At 53.0% G+C, this 18,787-nt stretch carries 17 protein-coding genes; 5 read left to right on the top strand and 12 right to left on the bottom strand.

Going from position 1 to position 18,787, the window contains the following annotated elements; translation table 11 throughout:
• Positions 1–6 precede the first annotated feature (6 nt).
• The 3 genes from divK to DPO_RS04185 all read left to right on the top strand — a co-directional run bounded on the left by divK (position 7) and on the right by DPO_RS04185 (position 2,399).
• Complete coding sequence (gene divK / locus DPO_RS04195; RefSeq protein ID WP_006964468.1) at positions 7–360, top strand: DVU0259 family response regulator domain-containing protein; 354 nt, start codon at positions 7–9, stop codon at positions 358–360.
• Between the two features lie 45 nt (positions 361–405).
• Entirely contained in the window at positions 406–1,902 is a 1,497-nt protein-coding gene (locus DPO_RS04190; RefSeq protein WP_006964465.1) for a hybrid sensor histidine kinase/response regulator, read from the top strand.
• 74 nt (positions 1,903–1,976) lie between these two features.
• Positions 1,977–2,399 carry an RrF2 family transcriptional regulator gene (locus DPO_RS04185; protein ID WP_006964463.1) on the top strand — a complete coding sequence of 141 codons (423 nt, stop codon included), beginning with the start codon at positions 1,977–1,979 and terminating at the stop codon, positions 2,397–2,399.
• A 19-nt stretch (positions 2,400–2,418) separates the two neighbouring features.
• Here DPO_RS04185 and DPO_RS04180 read toward each other — a convergent pair whose 3' ends face one another.
• The 12 genes from DPO_RS04180 to DPO_RS04125 all read right to left on the bottom strand — a co-directional run bounded on the left by DPO_RS04180 (position 2,419) and on the right by DPO_RS04125 (position 15,773).
• Positions 2,419–2,619, bottom strand: a complete 201-nt coding sequence (locus DPO_RS04180) for a hypothetical protein (RefSeq protein ID WP_169432911.1) — start codon at positions 2,617–2,619, stop codon at positions 2,419–2,421.
• A 177-nt stretch (positions 2,620–2,796) separates the two neighbouring features.
• Positions 2,797–4,359: a BCCT family transporter gene (locus DPO_RS04175; RefSeq protein WP_006964461.1), complete on the bottom strand. Its 1,563-nt coding sequence runs from the start codon at positions 4,357–4,359 to the stop codon at positions 2,797–2,799.
• An 85-nt stretch (positions 4,360–4,444) separates the two neighbouring features.
• Positions 4,445–4,834, bottom strand: coding sequence for a universal stress protein (locus tag DPO_RS04170; protein ID WP_006964459.1), 390 nt, complete (start codon positions 4,832–4,834; stop codon positions 4,445–4,447).
• A 107-nt stretch (positions 4,835–4,941) separates the two neighbouring features.
• Positions 4,942–5,877 (bottom strand): electron transfer flavoprotein subunit alpha/FixB family protein, encoded by a 936-nt coding sequence (locus DPO_RS04165; protein ID WP_006964458.1) that lies wholly within the window; start codon positions 5,875–5,877, stop codon positions 4,942–4,944.
• Between the two features lie 18 nt (positions 5,878–5,895).
• A complete protein-coding gene (locus tag DPO_RS04160; protein WP_006964457.1) occupies positions 5,896–6,666 on the bottom strand; it encodes an electron transfer flavoprotein subunit beta/FixA family protein in 771 nt (256 codons plus the stop codon).
• 24 nt (positions 6,667–6,690) lie between these two features.
• Entirely contained in the window at positions 6,691–9,111 is a 2,421-nt protein-coding gene (locus DPO_RS04155) for a GcvT family protein (protein WP_006964456.1), read from the bottom strand.
• Between the two features lie 31 nt (positions 9,112–9,142).
• Positions 9,143–10,177, bottom strand: coding sequence for a branched-chain amino acid ABC transporter permease (locus DPO_RS04150; RefSeq protein WP_006964455.1), 1,035 nt, complete (start codon positions 10,175–10,177; stop codon positions 9,143–9,145).
• A gap of 23 nt (positions 10,178–10,200) precedes the next feature.
• A complete protein-coding gene (locus DPO_RS04145; RefSeq protein ID WP_006964454.1) occupies positions 10,201–11,229 on the bottom strand; it encodes a branched-chain amino acid ABC transporter permease in 1,029 nt (342 codons plus the stop codon).
• A 23-nt stretch (positions 11,230–11,252) separates the two neighbouring features.
• The gene (locus DPO_RS04140) at positions 11,253–11,960 is read right to left on the bottom strand and encodes an ABC transporter ATP-binding protein (RefSeq protein ID WP_006964453.1); all 708 of its coding nucleotides are present in this window, start codon (positions 11,958–11,960) and stop codon (positions 11,253–11,255) included.
• A gap of 41 nt (positions 11,961–12,001) precedes the next feature.
• Positions 12,002–12,718: an ABC transporter ATP-binding protein gene (locus tag DPO_RS04135; protein WP_006964452.1), complete on the bottom strand. Its 717-nt coding sequence runs from the start codon at positions 12,716–12,718 to the stop codon at positions 12,002–12,004.
• An 88-nt stretch (positions 12,719–12,806) separates the two neighbouring features.
• Positions 12,807–14,066 carry an ABC transporter substrate-binding protein gene (locus DPO_RS04130; RefSeq protein WP_006964451.1) on the bottom strand — a complete coding sequence of 420 codons (1,260 nt, stop codon included), beginning with the start codon at positions 14,064–14,066 and terminating at the stop codon, positions 12,807–12,809.
• Between the two features lie 273 nt (positions 14,067–14,339).
• On the bottom strand, positions 14,340–15,773 hold the full coding sequence (locus tag DPO_RS04125; RefSeq protein ID WP_006964450.1) for a sigma-54 interaction domain-containing protein: 1,434 nt from the start codon (positions 15,771–15,773) through the stop codon (positions 14,340–14,342).
• A 303-nt stretch (positions 15,774–16,076) separates the two neighbouring features.
• Between DPO_RS04125 and DPO_RS04115 the strand changes: the two genes are divergently transcribed.
• Together DPO_RS04115 and DPO_RS04110 are read left to right on the top strand one after the other, a co-directional pair.
• Entirely contained in the window at positions 16,077–17,495 is a 1,419-nt protein-coding gene (locus tag DPO_RS04115; RefSeq protein ID WP_006964449.1) for a trimethylamine methyltransferase family protein, read from the top strand.
• Positions 17,496–17,555: 60 nt separating this feature from the next.
• Entirely contained in the window at positions 17,556–18,761 is a 1,206-nt protein-coding gene (locus DPO_RS04110; RefSeq protein ID WP_006964448.1) for an NAD(P)/FAD-dependent oxidoreductase, read from the top strand.
• Positions 18,762–18,787 lie beyond the last annotated feature (26 nt).

Below are 18,787 nucleotides of genomic sequence, written 5' to 3'. Positions count from 1 at the left end.
AAAAATATGTCAAAAAAAATTCTGGTCATAGATGATGATCCCAATATCCTGGACTATCTTTCCGCATTGTTCACGGACAACGGCTATGATACCCAGGTGGCACCCGACGCCGTAAAGGGGCTTGAAACCGCCCGCCGGTTTGAACCGGACCTGATCACCCTGGATATTGAGATGCCCGGAGAGTGGGGGCCGCGGTTTTACCGCCAGATGATGCAGATCAAGGAATTGAAAAACACGCCCGTCATTGTGATTTCCGGGCTGTCAGGCAATGAACATGCCATTCCCAAGGCCATTGCCGCTGTGAAAAAACCCTTTGACAGGGAAGAACTGCTTCGTATTGTCAAAGAAGCCATCGGTTGATGGCGCCGATGAAACCGGATCTGGACTGAAAAAAAAGGGCGTGTCATGGCTGAAACCGTTTTAATAATGGATAGTGACCGGGAGCATGGAGAAGCGATCCAAACCCATCTCCAGCGTCATCAGTACGATGTCACGGTGGCGGATGATGCGCAGGAGACGCTGGAACGGCTCAAAGATCAGAAATGGAACATCCTGCTGGGCGATCCCCTGATCGATGAGGAAGCGGCCACCGGCAGGATTGCCGATCTGATTAAGGAAGATCCCGCTGTCCAGCTGATCGTTTACGGCACATCCGAACAGGTGGATCGGGCCATGGACCGGTACGGGCTGGATGCGGCGGCATATATGGATCTGCCCATCAACAGCAAGGCGTTGATGCTGAATATGGCCAGAGCCCGGAACCTGTCTTTGAACAACCGGAAAATCGACCGGTATGTTCAGCGGCTCACCGATCTGCACACCGCCCGGAACCATTTTCTCCAGCTGTTTGACTCCGTGCCCTGTTTTATTTCAGTTCAGGACAGAAACCTGCGGATCACCGCCATCAACAAATGGTTTAAACAACATTTCGGTAATTCTGTGGGCGGGTACTGCTATCAGATCTATAAACACCGGACATCTCCCTGTGAAAAATGTCCCGTGATCCAGACCTTTGAAGACGGTCAGATTCACAGTACGGAAGAGGTGGTGACCGCACTTTCCGGAAGACAGTATCATGTCCTGACACATACGGCCCCCATCACGGATGAAAAAGACGAAATCACCCAGGTGATGGAAATTTCCACCAACATCACCCAGATCCGGCAGCTGCAGGACCATCTGACCTCTTTGGGCCTGATGCTCGGATCCATGTCCCATGGGGTCAAAGGGATGCTCACTGCCCTGGACGGGGGGATTTACCAGCTGGAAACCGGCCTGCAAAAAAAGGATGAAGCCCGGGTGGCCCGGGCGTTCGACCAGGTCAAGACCATGGCTGATAAAATCAGGGATATGGTGCTGGAGATTCTCAATTATGCCAGGTCCCGGCAGATGCAGTATGCACCGGTCCCGGTGACGGACCTGGTGGAAAGTGTCATGAAAAACATCCGGCCGGCCGCGTTGAAAAGCAATGTCATCTGCGAGGTGTTTCTGCCGGATGCACCGGGCATCATCGAGATCGACTCCGTGTGGATGGAATCCGCGCTGGTGAATTTTCTGGAAAACGCCGTGGATGCCTGTGCCTATGATCATGAAAAGCCGGTTCACAAGGTATCTTTGACTGTAACAACCGAACCCGAAGAAAGGGTCTGTTTCCGGATACAGGACAACGGCGTGGGTATGGACCAGGAGACCCGGGAAAAAATGTTCACGCTTTTTTTTACATCCAAAGGATCCCGGGGGACGGGCTTGGGACTTTTTATCGCCTACCGGGTGATTCAGCAGCACGGGGGAACGGTTCAGGTGACGTCCGCCTTGAATCAAGGCACAAAGCTCATCATCTGCCTGCCCCGGATTCCCCCCGGCAGCATCGGTGAAAATGGCGTTAATCCCCTGCCGTCTTAGCCAAAGAAATTGTCATTAATTGCCATAAAAAATTATTTTTGCCATTGTCCGATGAAAAAAGGTATGATGTCTGAATGAGACTCACCACCAAAAGCCGTTACGGGACCCGTCTGGTCATTGATCTGGCCTTATACGGCAAAAAAAAATCCGTTCCCCTCAGCGAGGTCGCCCGGAGACAGAACATCTCCATCAAATATCTGGAACAACTGGTCCGGAAACTCAAGCAGGCCGGAATGATCAAAAGTCAGCGGGGACCCCACGGCGGCCATTCCCTGGCCAAATCGCCATCCGACATTAGAGTGGGCGATATTGTGCGCACACTGGAAGAAAGCACGGCCATTACGGATTGTGCGGAAACAGATGCCCGCCAGTGCGGCATCTGTAACCAGGCAGGGGACTGTCTGTCCCGATGGGTGTGGGTGGAGGCCAGCCAGGCCATGTTCGAATGCCTGGATAACATCACGGTTGCCGATCTGCTGCAGCATCCCCCTTCCTAAGGGTTTGTGATATCAAAATTCAGAACTCGTATTTATAGAAGCACCCGTGCTGTCTGGCGGCCCGGGACAGAGAAAGGGCGATGGCATCCACATCGATCAGACCCGATACCACGGAAAGTGCATAGATGCCGGAAATCAGCACCACCATCCACCAGGTCCAGTAGGGGTTCAGGGCTTCCCAGGGGCCATATCCCTTATTGGGCAGCAATGGCAGCAGCACCAGGGAGTGATCTGCCGGGATACCAGGGCACTCACCCCGCCCAAAAGAAAAAGACCTTCCACATATCCACAAACATATTTTTCAATACTTAAAAACCAATGCAGCCCCTGTAAATCTGTCATAAAAACAGGCTCACAGGGGCTGCATTCAGAAATCTGCTATCAGATATTAAATGATTTAAAATTTATAATTTTTGTAATCACCCTGCAGGCCCAGATACAGGCTGACCATCATGACAATCATGATCACGGTAAACGGCAGTCCCACGGTCACGGCCACCGCCTGAATGGCGCCCAGAGCGTCCGAACCGCCTCCCACCAGCAGGCAGGCGGCAATCAGGCCCTGAAGTGTGGCCCAGAACATCCGCTGGAACCGGGGGGCATCCATTTTACCGCCCGCAGTGATGGAATCCACCACCAGGGAACCGGAGTCGGATGAGGTGACAAAGAAAATCAGCACCAGACAGATCCCCAGAAACGAGGAGATCCCGGTCAAAGGCAGGTTTTCCAGCATCTGGAACATGGCCAGAGACACTTCTCCCAGGCCTTTTTCCGCCAGCTGACCAATGCCGTTCTGGATCTGGTACAGGGCATTACTCCCGAATGCCGTCATCCAGACGATGGTGACCACTGTGGGCACCAACAACACGGCGGTGATGAATTCACGGATGGTGCGGCCTTTGGAAATACGGGCGATGAACATGCCCACAAACGGTGCCCAGGAAATCCACCAGGCCCAGTAGAACACGGTCCAGCCTTTGTAGAATTTTTCATCCGGCCGGCCGATCCAGTTGCTCAAAGGAATGATCCATTCCGCGTACGAAACGGTGTTTTTGAACAATCCTGCAAAAACATGCAGTGTCGCACCCGTCACAATCACCAACACCAGCAGAATGACCGCCAGGACCATATTGATATTGCTCAGCAGCTTGACACCGCCGTGAAGTCCTCTGTACACGGAAAACAGGGCCACACCCGTGACCACGGCAATGATGATCAGCTGCAGACCCAGGGTGTTCTCAAACCCGAACAGAAAATGCAGCCCGGATGCCGCCTGCTGGGCCCCGAACCCCAGAGACGTGGCCAGACCGAAAATGGTGGCAATGACGGCAATGATGTCCACGATATGACCGGGCCATCCCCAGGTTTTTTCGCCCAGAAGCGGGAAAAACGTGGAACGGATGGTCAGGGGAAGCCCTTTGTTAAAGGCACAGAACCCTAAAGCCAGGGCTGTGACCGCATAAATGGCCCAGGGATGGATTCCCCAGTGAAACAGGGTGGCGCCCATGGCAGCCCGGGCCGCTTCCGGCGTATTGGGCGGTATGTTCAACGGCGTACCCCACCAGTCCGTGTAATAGGCCACGGGTTCGGCCACACTCCAGAAACACAGACCAATGCCCATGCCGGCGGCAAACAGCATGGCAAACCAGGACATTCGGCTGAATTCAGGTCTCGCATCCGGGCCGCCCAGGCGCATTTTGCCGTGTGGCAGCACAATCAGGGCCAGACAGTAAAGCACGAACAGGTTCCCGGAAATCATGAAAAACCAGTCAAAATTTTCTATGGTCCATGATTTGGAGCCGTCAAACACTTTTTTGGCTTCCACCGGGTTCCACAAGGTTAAAATAATAAAAACAACAACAATTGAGGCCACAATAAAAAAAACAGGGTGAACATCCATTCCCCATTTTTTTATATTGTCCTGACCGACTTGATAATCGGTATCAAACCTGTCTCTCATAAAAACAACTCCCCTTTTCTTAATTTATGGTTAATCCAACCGTACCATTTTCAAGATCCGTATGATTGTTGAACAGCGGTCATTTTTATTTTACGGTCAGCACCGGGCAATGGGCCTCTAAAATGACATACTGGGCTGTGGACCCGAATACCATCTTTTCCACCTTGGACCGTTTTTTAAGCCCGATGATGATCTCATCCACATCTTGTTCGTAGGCATACTGGACAATATCCTCTCCGGGTGCCAGTCCCCGGATCAGGATATGCACCTCACTTTCAATGCCGTGTTTCTGGAACACTTCCTCCCGGATTTCATTGAGGCGATGTTCCAGTTCCCGGATCTCCCGTTCCCTGGTATCTGAATCACAGGTTCTGATCAGATACACATAGGCTTTGGATTCTTTGGCCCGCTTCAAGGCTTTGTCAAGCACCTTGGAAGTCGATGTGTTCTTGTCGTAGGCAACAAGTATCTTCATGACGTTTCCTCTTCTGTTGATTGGTTGAATGCCCCGGCCTTCCGGCAACTGACCCCTGACAAAAACGCCGGGGTCTTTTTCAAGACCCCGGCGTTTCAGATATCAGATCATAACTTTTCGGTCAATACAGGGACCACCTCAAAGATGTCTCCCACAATGCCGTAGTCGCATTTGGCAAAAATCGGCGCATCCTTGTCCTCGTTGATGGCCACGATCACCTTGGAGGTTTTCATGCCGGCAAAATGCTGCACTGCGCCGGATACCCCGCAGGCAATATACAGCCTCGGAGACACAGTTTTTCCGGTCTGGCCCACCTGCATGGAATGGGGCGCATACCCCGCATCCACGGCAGCCCGGGAAGCGCCCACAGCCGCACCGATTTTGGCGGCACAGGCTTCCAGCATCTTGTAATTTTCCGCGGCTTTGATGGCCCGGCCCCCCGTAATGATGATGGGTGCTTCAGTAAGATCGATCTTATCGGCATCTCCCTTTTTCACCTCTTTGATCACCACTTTGCCGGGATCAGCCACATCGGCTGTGAACTCTGCGGTTTCTCCGGCGGCCGGGGCCGGTTCCGCCTCAATGGCATTGGGCCGTACCGTGGCCAGAAACACCGCAGCATCCACCTTGAGGGTGGCAAAGGTCTTACCGGAAAAATGGGATTTTTTGGCGGTTTTCGCCTCAACATCCAGGGCCACACAGTCCGACACCAGAGGCAGGTCCATGGCTGCTGCAAGGCGTGCGAACAGATCCTTGCCTGCAACAGATGCCGTTCCCAGCAGCGCGGTCAGATCATATTCCTTGACAGCCGCAGCCAGTACCCCGGCCAGCAGGTCCGGGCCGGCAGTGATATCACCGCCGGATGCCGCCAGTTTGACTATTTTTGCCGCCCCGAATTCCGCCAGTTTATCCTTCAGGCCTGCCGGGTCGGCATCGGTTACCAGCGCAATGATTTCCTGGCCTTTTGCAGCGGTCATCACCCCCAAAGAGGTGTCTTTGACCGCGCCGTTTTCAGTTTCGATTAATATGCCAGTCCTGGCCATAACAACACTCTCCTTGTTTTATAAAACCTTTTCATCTTCCTTGAGAACCCGGATCAATTCAGTGACCTGTTCTTCCACGGATCCTTCAATCATTTTAGCGCCGGATCTTTCCGGCACGGGCTCCAGTTTTTCCAGGGTCACGGCACCGGCCGCAGCATCGATTCCCAGATCCGCCAGGCTCATCTGATCAATTTTCTTTTTCTTGGCTTTCATGATATCCGGAAATTTGGGATATCTGGGCTCATTCAAGCCTTTGGTGGCACCGATCACACAGGGCAGGTTCATTTCGATCACCTGCTTGTCACCGCCGCCCACTTCCAGTTCCGCCACGGCTTTGCCGCCGTCCACGGTCAGTTTGCTCACCTCATTGACCACGGGCAGGCCCAGGTATCCGGCCAGCCGGTACTGGGTCTGAAAGGTTTCCGTATCCACGGACCCCTTGCCCGTGAAAATGAGATCCGGGAGTCCGTCCTTTTCCATGGCCGCTTTCAGGGCTTTGGCCGTCAGGGTTGCATCCAGGAACTGGCCGTCCGTGGTCACCAGGATGCCTCTTTCCGCGCCCATGGCCAGGCCCGACCGGATGGTGGCATCCGCCTCGGGTTTACCCACAGTAACGATCACCACCTCACCGCCGTTTTTCTCCACCAGTTTGACCGCTTCTTCAATCCCGTATTCATCATACGGGTTGACCACAAACTTGATTTCCGAATCCTTGAATCCGGTGTCTCCCTCAATTTTGATGGTAGCGGCCGTGTCCGGCACATGTTTTACACACACACAGATTTTCATATCTTAAACCTCAAACTATCGATGTTAGCTTTTCATTTTTTCGTTTTTGGGATCATACAAAGGCATGGCTGCTACAACGGCGCTGCGTTTGCGGCCCAGGATCTCCACACCCAGCCGGGTTCCCTCTTTGGCGTGCTCCGGCGGCACATAGCCCAGGGCAATGCTTTTTTCCACCCGGTGGCCGTACCCACCGGACGAGGTCATGCCGACCCGCTCTTCTCCGGCGAAAATCGGGTTGTACCCGAACGCATCCGAATCCTTGACATCCACCACCAGGCACACCAGTTTCCGGGGAATGCCTTGATTTTTCTGTTTTTCCAGGCCTGTTTTACCGATGAACTCCTTGTCCATTTTCACGGTCCAGGCCACATTGGTTTCCAGGGGGGTGTGATGCACGTTCATCTCACTCTTCCAGGCCAGATAGCCTTTTTCCAGGCGCATGGAATCCATGGCATGCATGCCGATGAGCCGGATGTCAAAATCCGCACCCGCGTTCATGAGGTCTTGGTACAACGTGATCTGGTGCTCAATGGGATGAAAAATCTCAAACCCCAGTTCCCCCACATAATTCATGCGGTTCACCCGGCATTTGGTCCGGCCCACAAAAATCTCTTTGGAGGTGCCGAACTTGAACACCTCGTTGGACACATCATCGTACGCCACTTTGGCGAGCACGTCCCGGGATTTGGGTCCCACCAGAACCAGACATCCCATCTGATAGGTCAGATCTTCCATGCACACAGACCCGTCTGCGGGCAGGTTTTCGATCATCCAGTGCTGGTCGTGCTTTTTTCCCACAGAGGCGGTCACACAGAAAAACTCGTTTTCATTGACCCGGCTCACGGTCATGTCCGTCTTAAAATTTCCGTTATGGTCCAGCATGGGGCTCAGGGCAATGCGGCCGTCTTTTTCAGGTACCTTCTGGCAGGTCATGTGGTTGAGCCAGGCTTTGGCACCGGGTCCGGAAATCTTTGTTTTGGCAAACCGGGTCAGATCGATGATGCCCACTTTTTCCATCACATGCTTGCATTCTGCTCCCACATGCTTGAACGCGTTGGACCGTCTCCAGTTGGGTTCTTCATACCCGTCTTCTCCTTTGGGCGGAAAATAGTTGGGGCATTCCCAGCCGTAGTAGTCACCGAACACGGCATTGGCCTGTTTCTGGTATTCATAGATAGGCGAGGTCCGGTTGGGACGGGCCGCATCCCGGAACTCATTGGGATAGATGGTGGCATACAGGCGCGCATACGTGTCCGCGATCTTTTCCGTGTTGTAGGCCCAGTTGGCAAAAGAACCATACCGCCTTGAATCCATGGGCCACAGATCGATTTCCGGCTCGCCGTTCATGATCCAGCCGGCCAGGTAATGACCGATGCCCCCTGCCTGGGTGATGCCGAAGCTGTATCCGCAGGCATGATAAAAGTTTTTCAACGGTGCGGCCGGTCCCACCAGGGGTTCGCCGTTGGGGGTGTAGGTGATGGGACCGGCGGTGATGTGCTTGAACCCGGTGTCCCCCAGAATGGGAAACCGGTCGATACCAGCCTGAATGCAGTCGGCAATGTTGTCCAGATCCGGATTCAGTTCCTCCTGGGCATAATCCCAGGGCACACCATTGCGTTTCCACTGCTGGCCGTTGGCTTCATACATCCCCAGAATCAGGGAATCCATTTCCTGGCGCAGGTAGATGGATTTGTCCGGGTCCCGCACCAGGGGCAGGTATCCTTCGGCCTCGTCAATGGCCTGAATTTTTTCATACAGAATATGGGTATGGGCAATGGCAATGGAGGGAATTTCCAGTCCCACCATCTTCGCCACTTCCGGGGCCCACAGCCCGGCGGCATTCACCACGTGTTCACAGGTGATGTCGCCTTTATCGGTTTTTACCACCCATTCACCGTTGGATTTCTGGTAGATGCCGGTGACCCGGGTGTGCAAATTAAACTCCACCCCGTTCTGCCTTGCCCCCTTGGCCATGGCCTGGGTCACGGAGTTGGGATCCACATCCCCGTCATCCGGCCAGTACAACCCACCGATCAACCCGTCAATTTCCATGTAGGGATGCAGTTTTTTCATTTCCTCGGGCGTGACGTAAGACACATCCAGACCCAGACACTGGTGCATGGAATAGGCATACCCCAGTTCATCCATCCGGCCCGGGTTGTCTGCCGTGCGGATGGAGCCCGTGGTGTGCCAGCCGGCCGGCTGACCCGTCGCTTTTTCCAGCTCCTTGTAGATCTCGATACTTTTCATGTTCACCTGGGTACCGTAATAGTTGCCATGGAAAAATGATACATTTCCTGCCGCCATCCAGGTGGAACCGGAAGTCAACTCATGTTTTTCCAGGAGCACCACATCATCTTTCCATCCATATTTTGCCAGGTGATACGCCACGGATACACCGATGACGCCGCCACCGATCACGACTGCTCTTGCATTGGTTTTCATTGGTTTTCACTCTCCTTTGTTTTTTGGTACACTATACTTTTGCTTCTCTACCATTTAAAAAATACCGCAGCGCCCGGTTTTTGGGCTGCCGGATATGGGTGTCGTAAAAATAGGAAAACCCGCCCGGGTAATAGATCATCACCAGAATAAGGACCAGGGCATAAATGACCAGATTCAAGCCGGGCAGATGGGACAGGGTGGATCTCACGATTTCCATGAGAAAAATAAATGGAAAGGCCACCACAGCGCCCCCCCACAGGCTGCCCCGGCCCCCGATATACGCCACTGCCAGAATCTCCACGGTCTTGGAGGTATGCATCATATCCGGGGTCAGAATGCCGTAAAAGTGGGCGTAGAATCCACCCAGAACGCCTGCGATGGCACAGGACATGGTGAAATTGAATACCCGGTAGAACACAGGGTCTATGCCGGATGTCCGGGCGGCATCCATGTTCTGGGCAATGGCCTGGAATGCCAGTCCCATTTTTGACCGCACCACCCATTTACATACCAGGTATGTGAGGTACACCAGAATGATGATCAAAAAATAAAACGGGAAGTTGGATTCTGTCTCGAACAGGCGCGGGGTTCTGAGCCCCAACGGCCCTCGGGTGAGCCAGACCATCTTGATGGCCAGCCCCATGACGGCCAGGCCGAAAAACCAGGACAGGCATGCCGCAAAAATGCCCCGCAGCCGCAACGAAATCATGCCGATGATCAACCCCAGGATGGCGGATGACACCCCGCCGGCCAGCATGGCGATCCAGGGGGATAACCCGGCATTGATCACCAGCAGGGCAGAGGTGTATCCCCCGGTGCCGGCCACTGCCATGTACCCGAAATTGACGATATTGATATATCCGGCCGTCAAATCAAACCCCACGCTCATGGCCGCCACAAACCCGCAGTAGATCAGCCATCTCAGCATGTATTCCTGGTTGAACGGCGGGATAAACGGGAGTATCAGCAGCAGTATCAGGCCCGCCAGTCCGATGGGGGTCAGACACAGCCTGTCAAGCACCCTGTCAAAGAGATTCATGTTCAGATCATTTGTTGTCGGTTCCATACTGTCTCCTATGTATCACGTGCCTATTTATCAAGAACACCGCGGACGTCAGATCCGAAGATCCCGCTGGGTTTAAAAATCAGAATGAGCATGATCAATGCCGATGGTACGACAAAATCCCAGCCGGCCCCCACATATTCCATGGTAATGACCTTGAGCAGGGCCACCATAAAGGCACCTGCCACGGCCCCCAGAATATTGCCCAGGCCCGAAAGAATGACGACAAACCATGCCATATAAAGGGGTTCCAGCCCCACTGTTGGATAGGAGGGGTACATGAACAACAAGCTGCCGCCGGCCACGGCGGCCAGAGCACAGGCCAGAGAGATGGTGAGCAACACAATTTTTTCAATATCAATGCCCACGATCTCGGCCCCGGTAATATCCTGGGAAACGGCCCGGATGGCCATGCCTGTGCGGGTGTAGGTCATGAACAGATAAAACAGGGCCACGATCACGGCAGATATGATAAACGCCAGGGCCCGGTCCAGGGAAATATACGCCCCTGCGATGGAAATGGGCATGCCCTGCCAGTATCCCACAATGCCTTTAAAATCCGCCCCGAATATGAGCTGATGCAGGTTGACGAGCAGCACACTCAAACCCACGGTGAGCAGAAAAGAGTTCATGACCCAGTTGTCTGTGGAGCGGCGGCGCAAAGGGCCGAAAACCAGTTTTTCAGAAATGGCACCGGCAATCGCCCCGCCGATGAGAGCGCCCAGGATGGCAATGAAAGGACCGAATGTCACCAGCCAGGAGTCCGGGTGTTCCAGGATAAATTCACTGATGGGGGTGAATATATAGTACGCTGTGAGGGAGCCGATCATAAAATACTCCCCATGGGCGAACATGGGAATGTTCAGCACCCCCAGCATCAGGGTCAGGCCGGTGGCCACCAGGGCCAGCATTCCGCCGGTAACAACCATGTTTACCATAAGATAGGGGCCGGCATCGATCGTGGCAGCCACGGCCACCACAACACTGATGACAATGGACAAACCCGGGGCTGATTTCAACCAGGTCAGTGTATCTGACATATTATGTTTTGACATGAATCTATTTCTCCAAAATCTGATTAAACACCCAGGAACACCTTTTTCACATAGCTGTTTTCCGCCAGGTCCGCACTGTTGCCTTCCAGACCGACTTTACCGTTTTCCAAAACATAGCCGCGGCCTGTCACGGCCAGGGTTTTGGTCACATTCTGTTCCACCAGCAAAATGGTCACCCCGTTTTTGATCAACACATCCAAAGAGGCAAACACACTGGTGGTCAACTGAGGGGCCAGTCCGAAAGAGGGTTCATCCACCAGCATGAGAGACGGGTTGGACATCATGCCCCGGCCGATGGCCAGCATTTTGCGTTCTCCCCCGGACATGGTGCCGGCCAGCTGTTTTCTTCTTTCCGCCAGGCGGGGAAACAGCTCGAATACGAAATCCAGACGTTCATTCTTCAGGTGTTTTTCTTTAATGGTGTAGGCCCCCATGTACAGGTTTTCCTGCACCGTCATGTTGACAAACAGGTTCATCTCTTCGGATACAAAGGAGATGCCTTTTTTTGCCACAGCCGAACCTGACAGGCCGGTGATATCTTCCCCATTGAAAACCACACTGCCGCTCATGGGAGAAATCAGTCCGGCAATGGTTTTCATGGTGGTACTTTTCCCGGCACCGTTGGGGCCGACAATGCCGACGTATTCTCCTTTGTCAATCTGCAAAGAGACATCCCGCAAAATCTGCAAGTATCCGTACCCGGCATTCAGGTTTTTGACTTCTAACAGCATAAGGTCTCCATTGATAATTGTGTTACAATTGTTTGCCTGCCTTATTCGCCCAGATAGGCTTTCGTCACTTTTGGGTCATTGGCCACTTCCTGGGTAGGGCCTTCGGCAATCTTGGTGCCGAACTGAATGCACAGAAGCCGGTTGCAGACCGCCATAATCAGCTGCATGATATGTTCGATCATGAGAATGGAGATCCCTTTTTTGCTGATTTTATCGATAATTCTCATGATATCCTTGAGTTCCCCTTCGCTCAGCCCGGATGCCAGTTCATCCATGAACAGCAGCCGGGGATTGGACGCAAGTGCCCTGGCCAGATCCAGGCGTTTGAGCTGTACCGTATTCAACTGTTCCGCCACCACGGTTTCTTTCATGGGAAACTCCACGAATTCGAGCATTTCCCTGGAATGGGCCACGGGATCTGTGATCTTTCCTGCAGGATTGCCGAAAATGGTGGCGGTCATCACACTCTCAATGGCCGTCATTTTGGGAAACGGGCTGGGAATCTGGAACGTGCGGGACAACCCCAGACGGCACATTTTTTCAGGTGTCAGACCCGTGGTCTCCTTGCCGAACATTTTTACCATTCCTGATGTGGGCGGATTCAGGCCGGAGATCGCATTGATGAAGGTGGTTTTCCCGGCACCGTTGGGTCCGATCAACCCGACGATATCTCCCTGGTTGATTGTCATGGAGACGGCATTCACGGCGGTCAGTCCGCCGAATTTTTTGGTCAGGTTCTGGGTTTCCAATACAATCACGTCGTTATATTCCTTACATTTGAGTCGTGTTGAAACAAACAGAGGATTGAAACTTGTTTCAATCCTCTGTTTTCAGGATTCTTGCCGGTTATTTCATTTCAAAGTCCTTCTGTTTCCAGTCTTCCGGAAAAATGATGTGTCCTTTTCCCGCCTTGTACTGAAGGATGGGGAAAAAATAAGCCTCCGGACCCACGACCATGTCCGGCATGGTTTCCGGCGTATATTTGTATTCATTCATGATGATGGCGCCGTCTGCCTTGCTGTAGGTGAGTTTGCCCGTATTGACTTCGTCCACCATGATGTTATGAATGGTTTCCTTGTCCAGTTTTCCATACACTTCATAGGCCCGGTTGAGAATCTTGATGAACATGCGGATACCGTCATAGGACAGACCGCCTGAGGACGGGCTGGGATTGAACCCGTATTTGGCCTTGACATCCTTGGCCCATTGCTTGGCTTCGGGTGTGGTCAGCTGGGGAATGGAGTCCAGCACATAGTCGGACCCCGGACCGGTCATTTTGTACCAGTCGCCGATCCATCCCAGGCCGGATGCAATGAGAACCCCTTTGTTGCCGACTTCTGCATACTGCTTGACAAATGCAGTCAAAGACGGTGCTGCCGTGGATGTGCCGGCCAGCAGCTCGACACCGGCACTTTTGAATTTTGACAGCAGGGGATAAAAATCGGTCTGGGTGATGGGAAAATATTCTTCCGAATAAATTTCCCAGCCACTGGCCAGCAATGCTTCCTTGTAAGCCCCGCCCGCACTGCGGCCCCAGTCGGTGTCTTCGCCGTAGATGGCCGCCAGTTTCTTTTTGGGCGTCCAGGTGCCGTTTGCAATGACTTCATTGATGCATTCAATGTAGTTGCCTTCCAGTTTGGCAGGTACGGGCCAGCCTTTGCCGCCCCAATAGGAGTATTTTTCCGGATCAGCCTGCCATTTTTCGTTCACCACTTCCGATGCGCCGAAACCGAACATATGGGGCACTTTGTACTGGGCCGCCACATCCATCACCGAAACCGCCACAGACGAATGCCAGTTGAGCACGCCGGCCTGAATCCCTTTGCCTTCTACGGCTTCTGCATAGGCACTGGCCGCTCTTGCCGGGTCAGACTGTGAATCCACCCACACCACTTCAATCGTGTAATCGCCCACCGTGTAATCAATGGCTTCCATAGCCATTTCCACAGAAGCCTGGAACTCTTTTCCATTCTGGGCGGACGGCCCGGTAAACGGCCCCAGCACCCCTACGGGCAATACTTTGTCAGCAGCAGATGCCACCCCCCCTGCTAAAAACAACATGGCCATGAAACACGCGACAACCTGTAGAATTTTTTTCGTACCCATACCGATTTCCTCCAAAAATTAAGGTTTTTTGTTTGCGATCTTTCGCATACCCGCCAAACGTTGGTTTTAATGCATGCAGATTATGTACCAGTTATTCATGACATTTCTCGGAAAACCCATTGATTGCCTTATTAAATTTAGGAAACCTTGATATTTCTGATAAAATTTTAATGTTTTTTTTCTAAAAACCAAATATCACGTCTGACCGCCAAAGGCAATTATTGACAAAATATTAAAAAATTTTTCGTTTTACTGTCAAATATTTTGACAAATTTACATGGATTTCTGATCCACATACGCTTTTCGATTGAGGCGATATTTTTTCAACTTGTAATGAAGCGACTGGGGAGAAATACCAAGAGACCGGGCCGCGCTGGCTGCATTTCCCCGGGACCGGATCAGCGCATTCACAAGCATCTGCTGTTCATGGGATTTCTGGGTTTCCATCAGGCTGGTGCCGTTTTCTGGCGGATGTCCCGGATCCACGGGCAACTGTTTTGGCGCATCCCTGCCTGCAAAACTGAAAATATGGGGCGGCAGGTGGGCCAGATGAATGACCCGGGTCCCGTCCACCATATTCATGGCGGCTTCAATAATATGTTCGAGTTCCCGGACATTTCCCGGCCATTGATATCCGGCAAACAGGGCGGCGACTTCCGGGGAAATGGTTTCCACTTTTTCGCTCAACGCCCGGTTGAATTTGGAAATAAAATGCGAAATCAGGGACTCCATATCGCCCTGTCTGTCTTTTAATGGCGGCAGCATGATGGAGACCACCCCCATGCGGTAAAAAAGATCCATGCGAAGGGAACCGCTTTGAATAATCTTTAACGGCGGCTGCCCCACGGAAGACAGAATCTTCACATCCAGATCGATCTCCTTGAGAGATCCCAGTTTTCTGACTTTTTTTTCCTGGATGACCCGAAGCAGTTTGACCTGAAGCGTCAACGGCATGGCATCCAGCTCATCCAGAAAAATGGTGCCGCCATTGGCCTGTTCAAACAACCCGGGTTTATCGATGGCACCGGTGAAAGACCCTTTGGAGGTACCGAACAATATCCCTTCCAGCAGGTTTTCAGGGATGGCGGTACAGTTGACCGGGATAAATGGTTTCTTTTTTCTGGGACTGTAATTATGAATGGATTGGGCAAACAGCTCTTTGCCGGTCCCGGTTTCTCCGGAAATCATGATGGGGGACGGAGATCCGGCCGACATTTTTGCCATGCGGATGGCCGACCGCATCTGAGGATCCGAGGCAATGATGTCTTTAAAGGAAAACCGGGTGCCGTTGGAAGAAATTTTAGCAACCGGCCGGTCTGACACGGTTCTGGATAAAATCACTTTTTCAAGCAACTGATATTCCTTGGAAAATGTAATCGCTCCGATAAGCTGTCCACTCTTGTACAAAGGAAATGCATTGGACAGGATATTGCTTACCCGGCCCAACCGGGTGCGGTAGACCATGGGTTCGTTGATAATGGGATCACCCGTGGTCAGACAGCGCATGATCGGGCTGGTTTCCGGGGTCAACTGATAAATATCCAGCAGATTTTTTCCCGTTGCATCAGCCGGCGAGATATCATCGATCTGTCCCTGGGTCTGATTGAAAAATATCACTTTCCCGGTGATATCCGCAATCACCACGCCTTCATGCATGGAAGACAGCACACTGTAAATATCAATATCTTCAAAATTGATCCGCTCCATAACCCCTTCACAGAAAACCAAATTTTTTTGATGTTTAATTGATTTTTCCCCCGTTCTTTAGAGAAATGCATGAATTTGAAAAAAAAAGCAAGAAAGATAAAAAATTTTTTATCTTTCTCTGCCTTGTTCAGAATCCAGGCGGGTTCCGACCGCAAAAGATTCAACCCAACAATCCGGTATGAACCATATTTCCAGGCATCTCCAGGAACCTGGAATACGCTGGCACAAAATATGCTGGATTGGTTCTAATTTAAAAGACTGGCTTTCAATCATTTATCAACCTTTACTGTGTAAGGATATTTTATGGCTTTTTTTGAATATTTCACGTCAGAGGAAACCGAACAGATCCACGACGCCACCATGACCGTGCTGGAGAAAACCGGCATGAACTTCAAGTATGAACCGGCTCTGGACCTGTTTAAAAAAGCCGGCTGCAAAGTGGATGGGGTCCGGGTTTTTTTCACCCGGCAGTTTATAGAAAAACAGATCAAAAAAGCCCCGTCCCAGGTTACGCTGTATGCCAGAAACCCGGAAAACAATGTGGTGATCGGCGGGGACAATATCGCATTCATGCCCTGCTATGGATCTCCGTTTGTCAACTGCCTGGATCATGGCCGGCGGCCCGGCACCCTGGCGGATTTCAAGAACTTTGCCAAACTGGCCTGTGCCATTCCCTATTTTGATATCACGGGCGGCATGATGGTGGAGCCCAACGATATCCCCGTGGAAATCCGGAATGCCGAACGGATATACGCAGCCATGACGCTTTCGGACAAACCGTTCATGGGGGCCGGCACCAACGGGCCGGACGCGGTGCAGACCCTGGACATGGCATCCATGGTGTTCGGTTCCAGAGAAGAGATGGCAGAAAAACCGCCCTTTGTCTCCATTCTCACCAGCCTGACACCCCTGGGGTTTGATGACAAAATGTGTGCCGGCATCATGGCCTATGCCGAGGCGGCCATGCCCCAGCTGATCTCCTCTCTGTCCATTGCCGGGGCCACCACGCCCGTGACCATGGAAGGGACCCTGGTGGTCCAGAACGCGGAAGTGCTGGCGGGGATCTGCCTGGCCCAGCTGGTGAGAGAAGGGGCGCCCGTGATCTTTGCCGGCTCTTCCTCCGCCACGGCCATGCATTACGGCACCTTGAGCATCGGGGCCCCGGAGATGGCCGTGAACACGGCGGCCACGGCCCAGATGGGCCGGTTTTACAACCTGCCGTCCCGGGGCGGCGGCGCGTTGACCGATGCCAAAACCGTGGATGCCCAGGCCGGTTTCGAGTCCATGATGAGCCTGCAGATGGCGTGTCTTTCGGGCATCAACTTTGTGCTGCACGCCGCCGGCATCCTGGAAGGGTATATGACGGCTTCCTATGAAAAATTCATGATCGATGCGGAAATGATGGGCATGTGCCGCCGCATCAAAAAAGGGGAGGAGATCACCGCCGAAAAACTGGCTCTGGATGTCATCGACCAGGTGGGCCCCGGCGGAGAATATCTGACCCACCGCCACACATTCAAGTATTTCAGATCCGAGCTGTACGGGCCGTTGATGGAAGAACGCCGCAACTTCGATGCCTGGACCGCCAAAGGCAGTCTGTCCATGGACCAGCAGGCCAATGCCAGGTACAAGGAGATGCTGGCCAATTTTAAGACCCCGGACATGGATCCCGGCATCAAAAAAGACCTGGACAGATACATGGAAAAGATCCGCAGCAATTAACGGCCATCAACGCATGAAACACCTGCAGAATTCTGACACACAAACATAAGGAAAAACATCATGAGTGAGATCACCCTACCAAAACAATTTGGCACCATCACATCGGATGCCGTGGTCATCGGCGGCGGGATTGTGGGAGCCGCAACTGCCTTCTGGCTGTCCAAAGCCGGCCTGAGCACCATTCTGGTGGAAAAACGCGATGCCCTGTCCAGCCTGACCACGGCGGCCAGTGCCGAGTGCTTCAGAACCCAGTTCACGGAAAAACCCATGGCCGACCTGGCCCTGACCAGTGTGGACATGTTTGAAAATTTTAAAGACGTGGTGGGCCTGCCCCACATCGATATTCATGTGACCCAGCGGGGATACCTGTTTGTCACGGATGACGAGGCCCAGCTGCCGGACCTGAAAAAAGCCGTAGACCGGTTCCATGCCAACGGCGTGACCGGTGCGGAATACATCGGCAAAGACGACCTGCACCAGCGGTTTCCGTTTCTGGCGCCCAAAGCGTTAGGGGCGACCTTTAATGAACGGGACGGATGGCTGTCCACCCATGAGGCCACCTATGGATTTGCCAAAGGGGCCGGGAATGCGCAGTTTTTCTTGAAAACCGAAGTGACCGGCATCCAGACCGACAGTCACGGGGTGTGTGCCGTGGACACGGATAAAGGCACTATCTCCACCCGAGTGGTGGTGAACTGCGCCGGCCCCTATGCCGGGATCATCGGCAACATGGCGGGCCTGGATCTCCCGGTTCGCACGGTCCGGCGCCAGAAAGCCTACATCAAGACCAGCCATCCGGATTTGCCGGCATCGGCCCCCTTTACCGTGGACCTGGTGAACCACGGGTACTGGCGCCCGGAGGCCGGCGGGCTTTTGTGCGCCTGGGTGGACCCGGATGAACCCGAATCCCCGCCTTCGGATGAACTGCCCACGGACTGGGATTTTGCCGCGGAATCGATCCATCGCGTTTCCCGGCTCAACCCGTTTTTGGAAAAGGTGTCCGACAACCTGAGAGCTGAAGACGTCAACGTGTCTGCGGGCCAGTATGTGTACACCCCGGATGACAAACCATTGATCGGTCCTGCCGGCACCGTGGAGGGATTTTATCTCAACTGCGGATACTGGGCCGGGGTCATGCTGTCTCCCGGAGCCGGCAAACGGATCGCCGACCTGGTCACGGGAAAACTGGCGAACAAAGACAACCCGTTGCGGTACACCCGGTTTGAGGAAGGAAATTTTGAAAAAGGGGATTCTTTTTTGAAATAATACCACAGTTTCGCACAAGTCCAACC

The organism is Desulfotignum phosphitoxidans DSM 13687 (assembly GCF_000350545.1).
GTDB classification, from domain to species: Bacteria; Desulfobacterota; Desulfobacteria; order Desulfobacterales; family Desulfobacteraceae; genus Desulfotignum; species Desulfotignum phosphitoxidans.
This window is presented reverse-complemented; position numbering and strand designations above follow the sequence as displayed.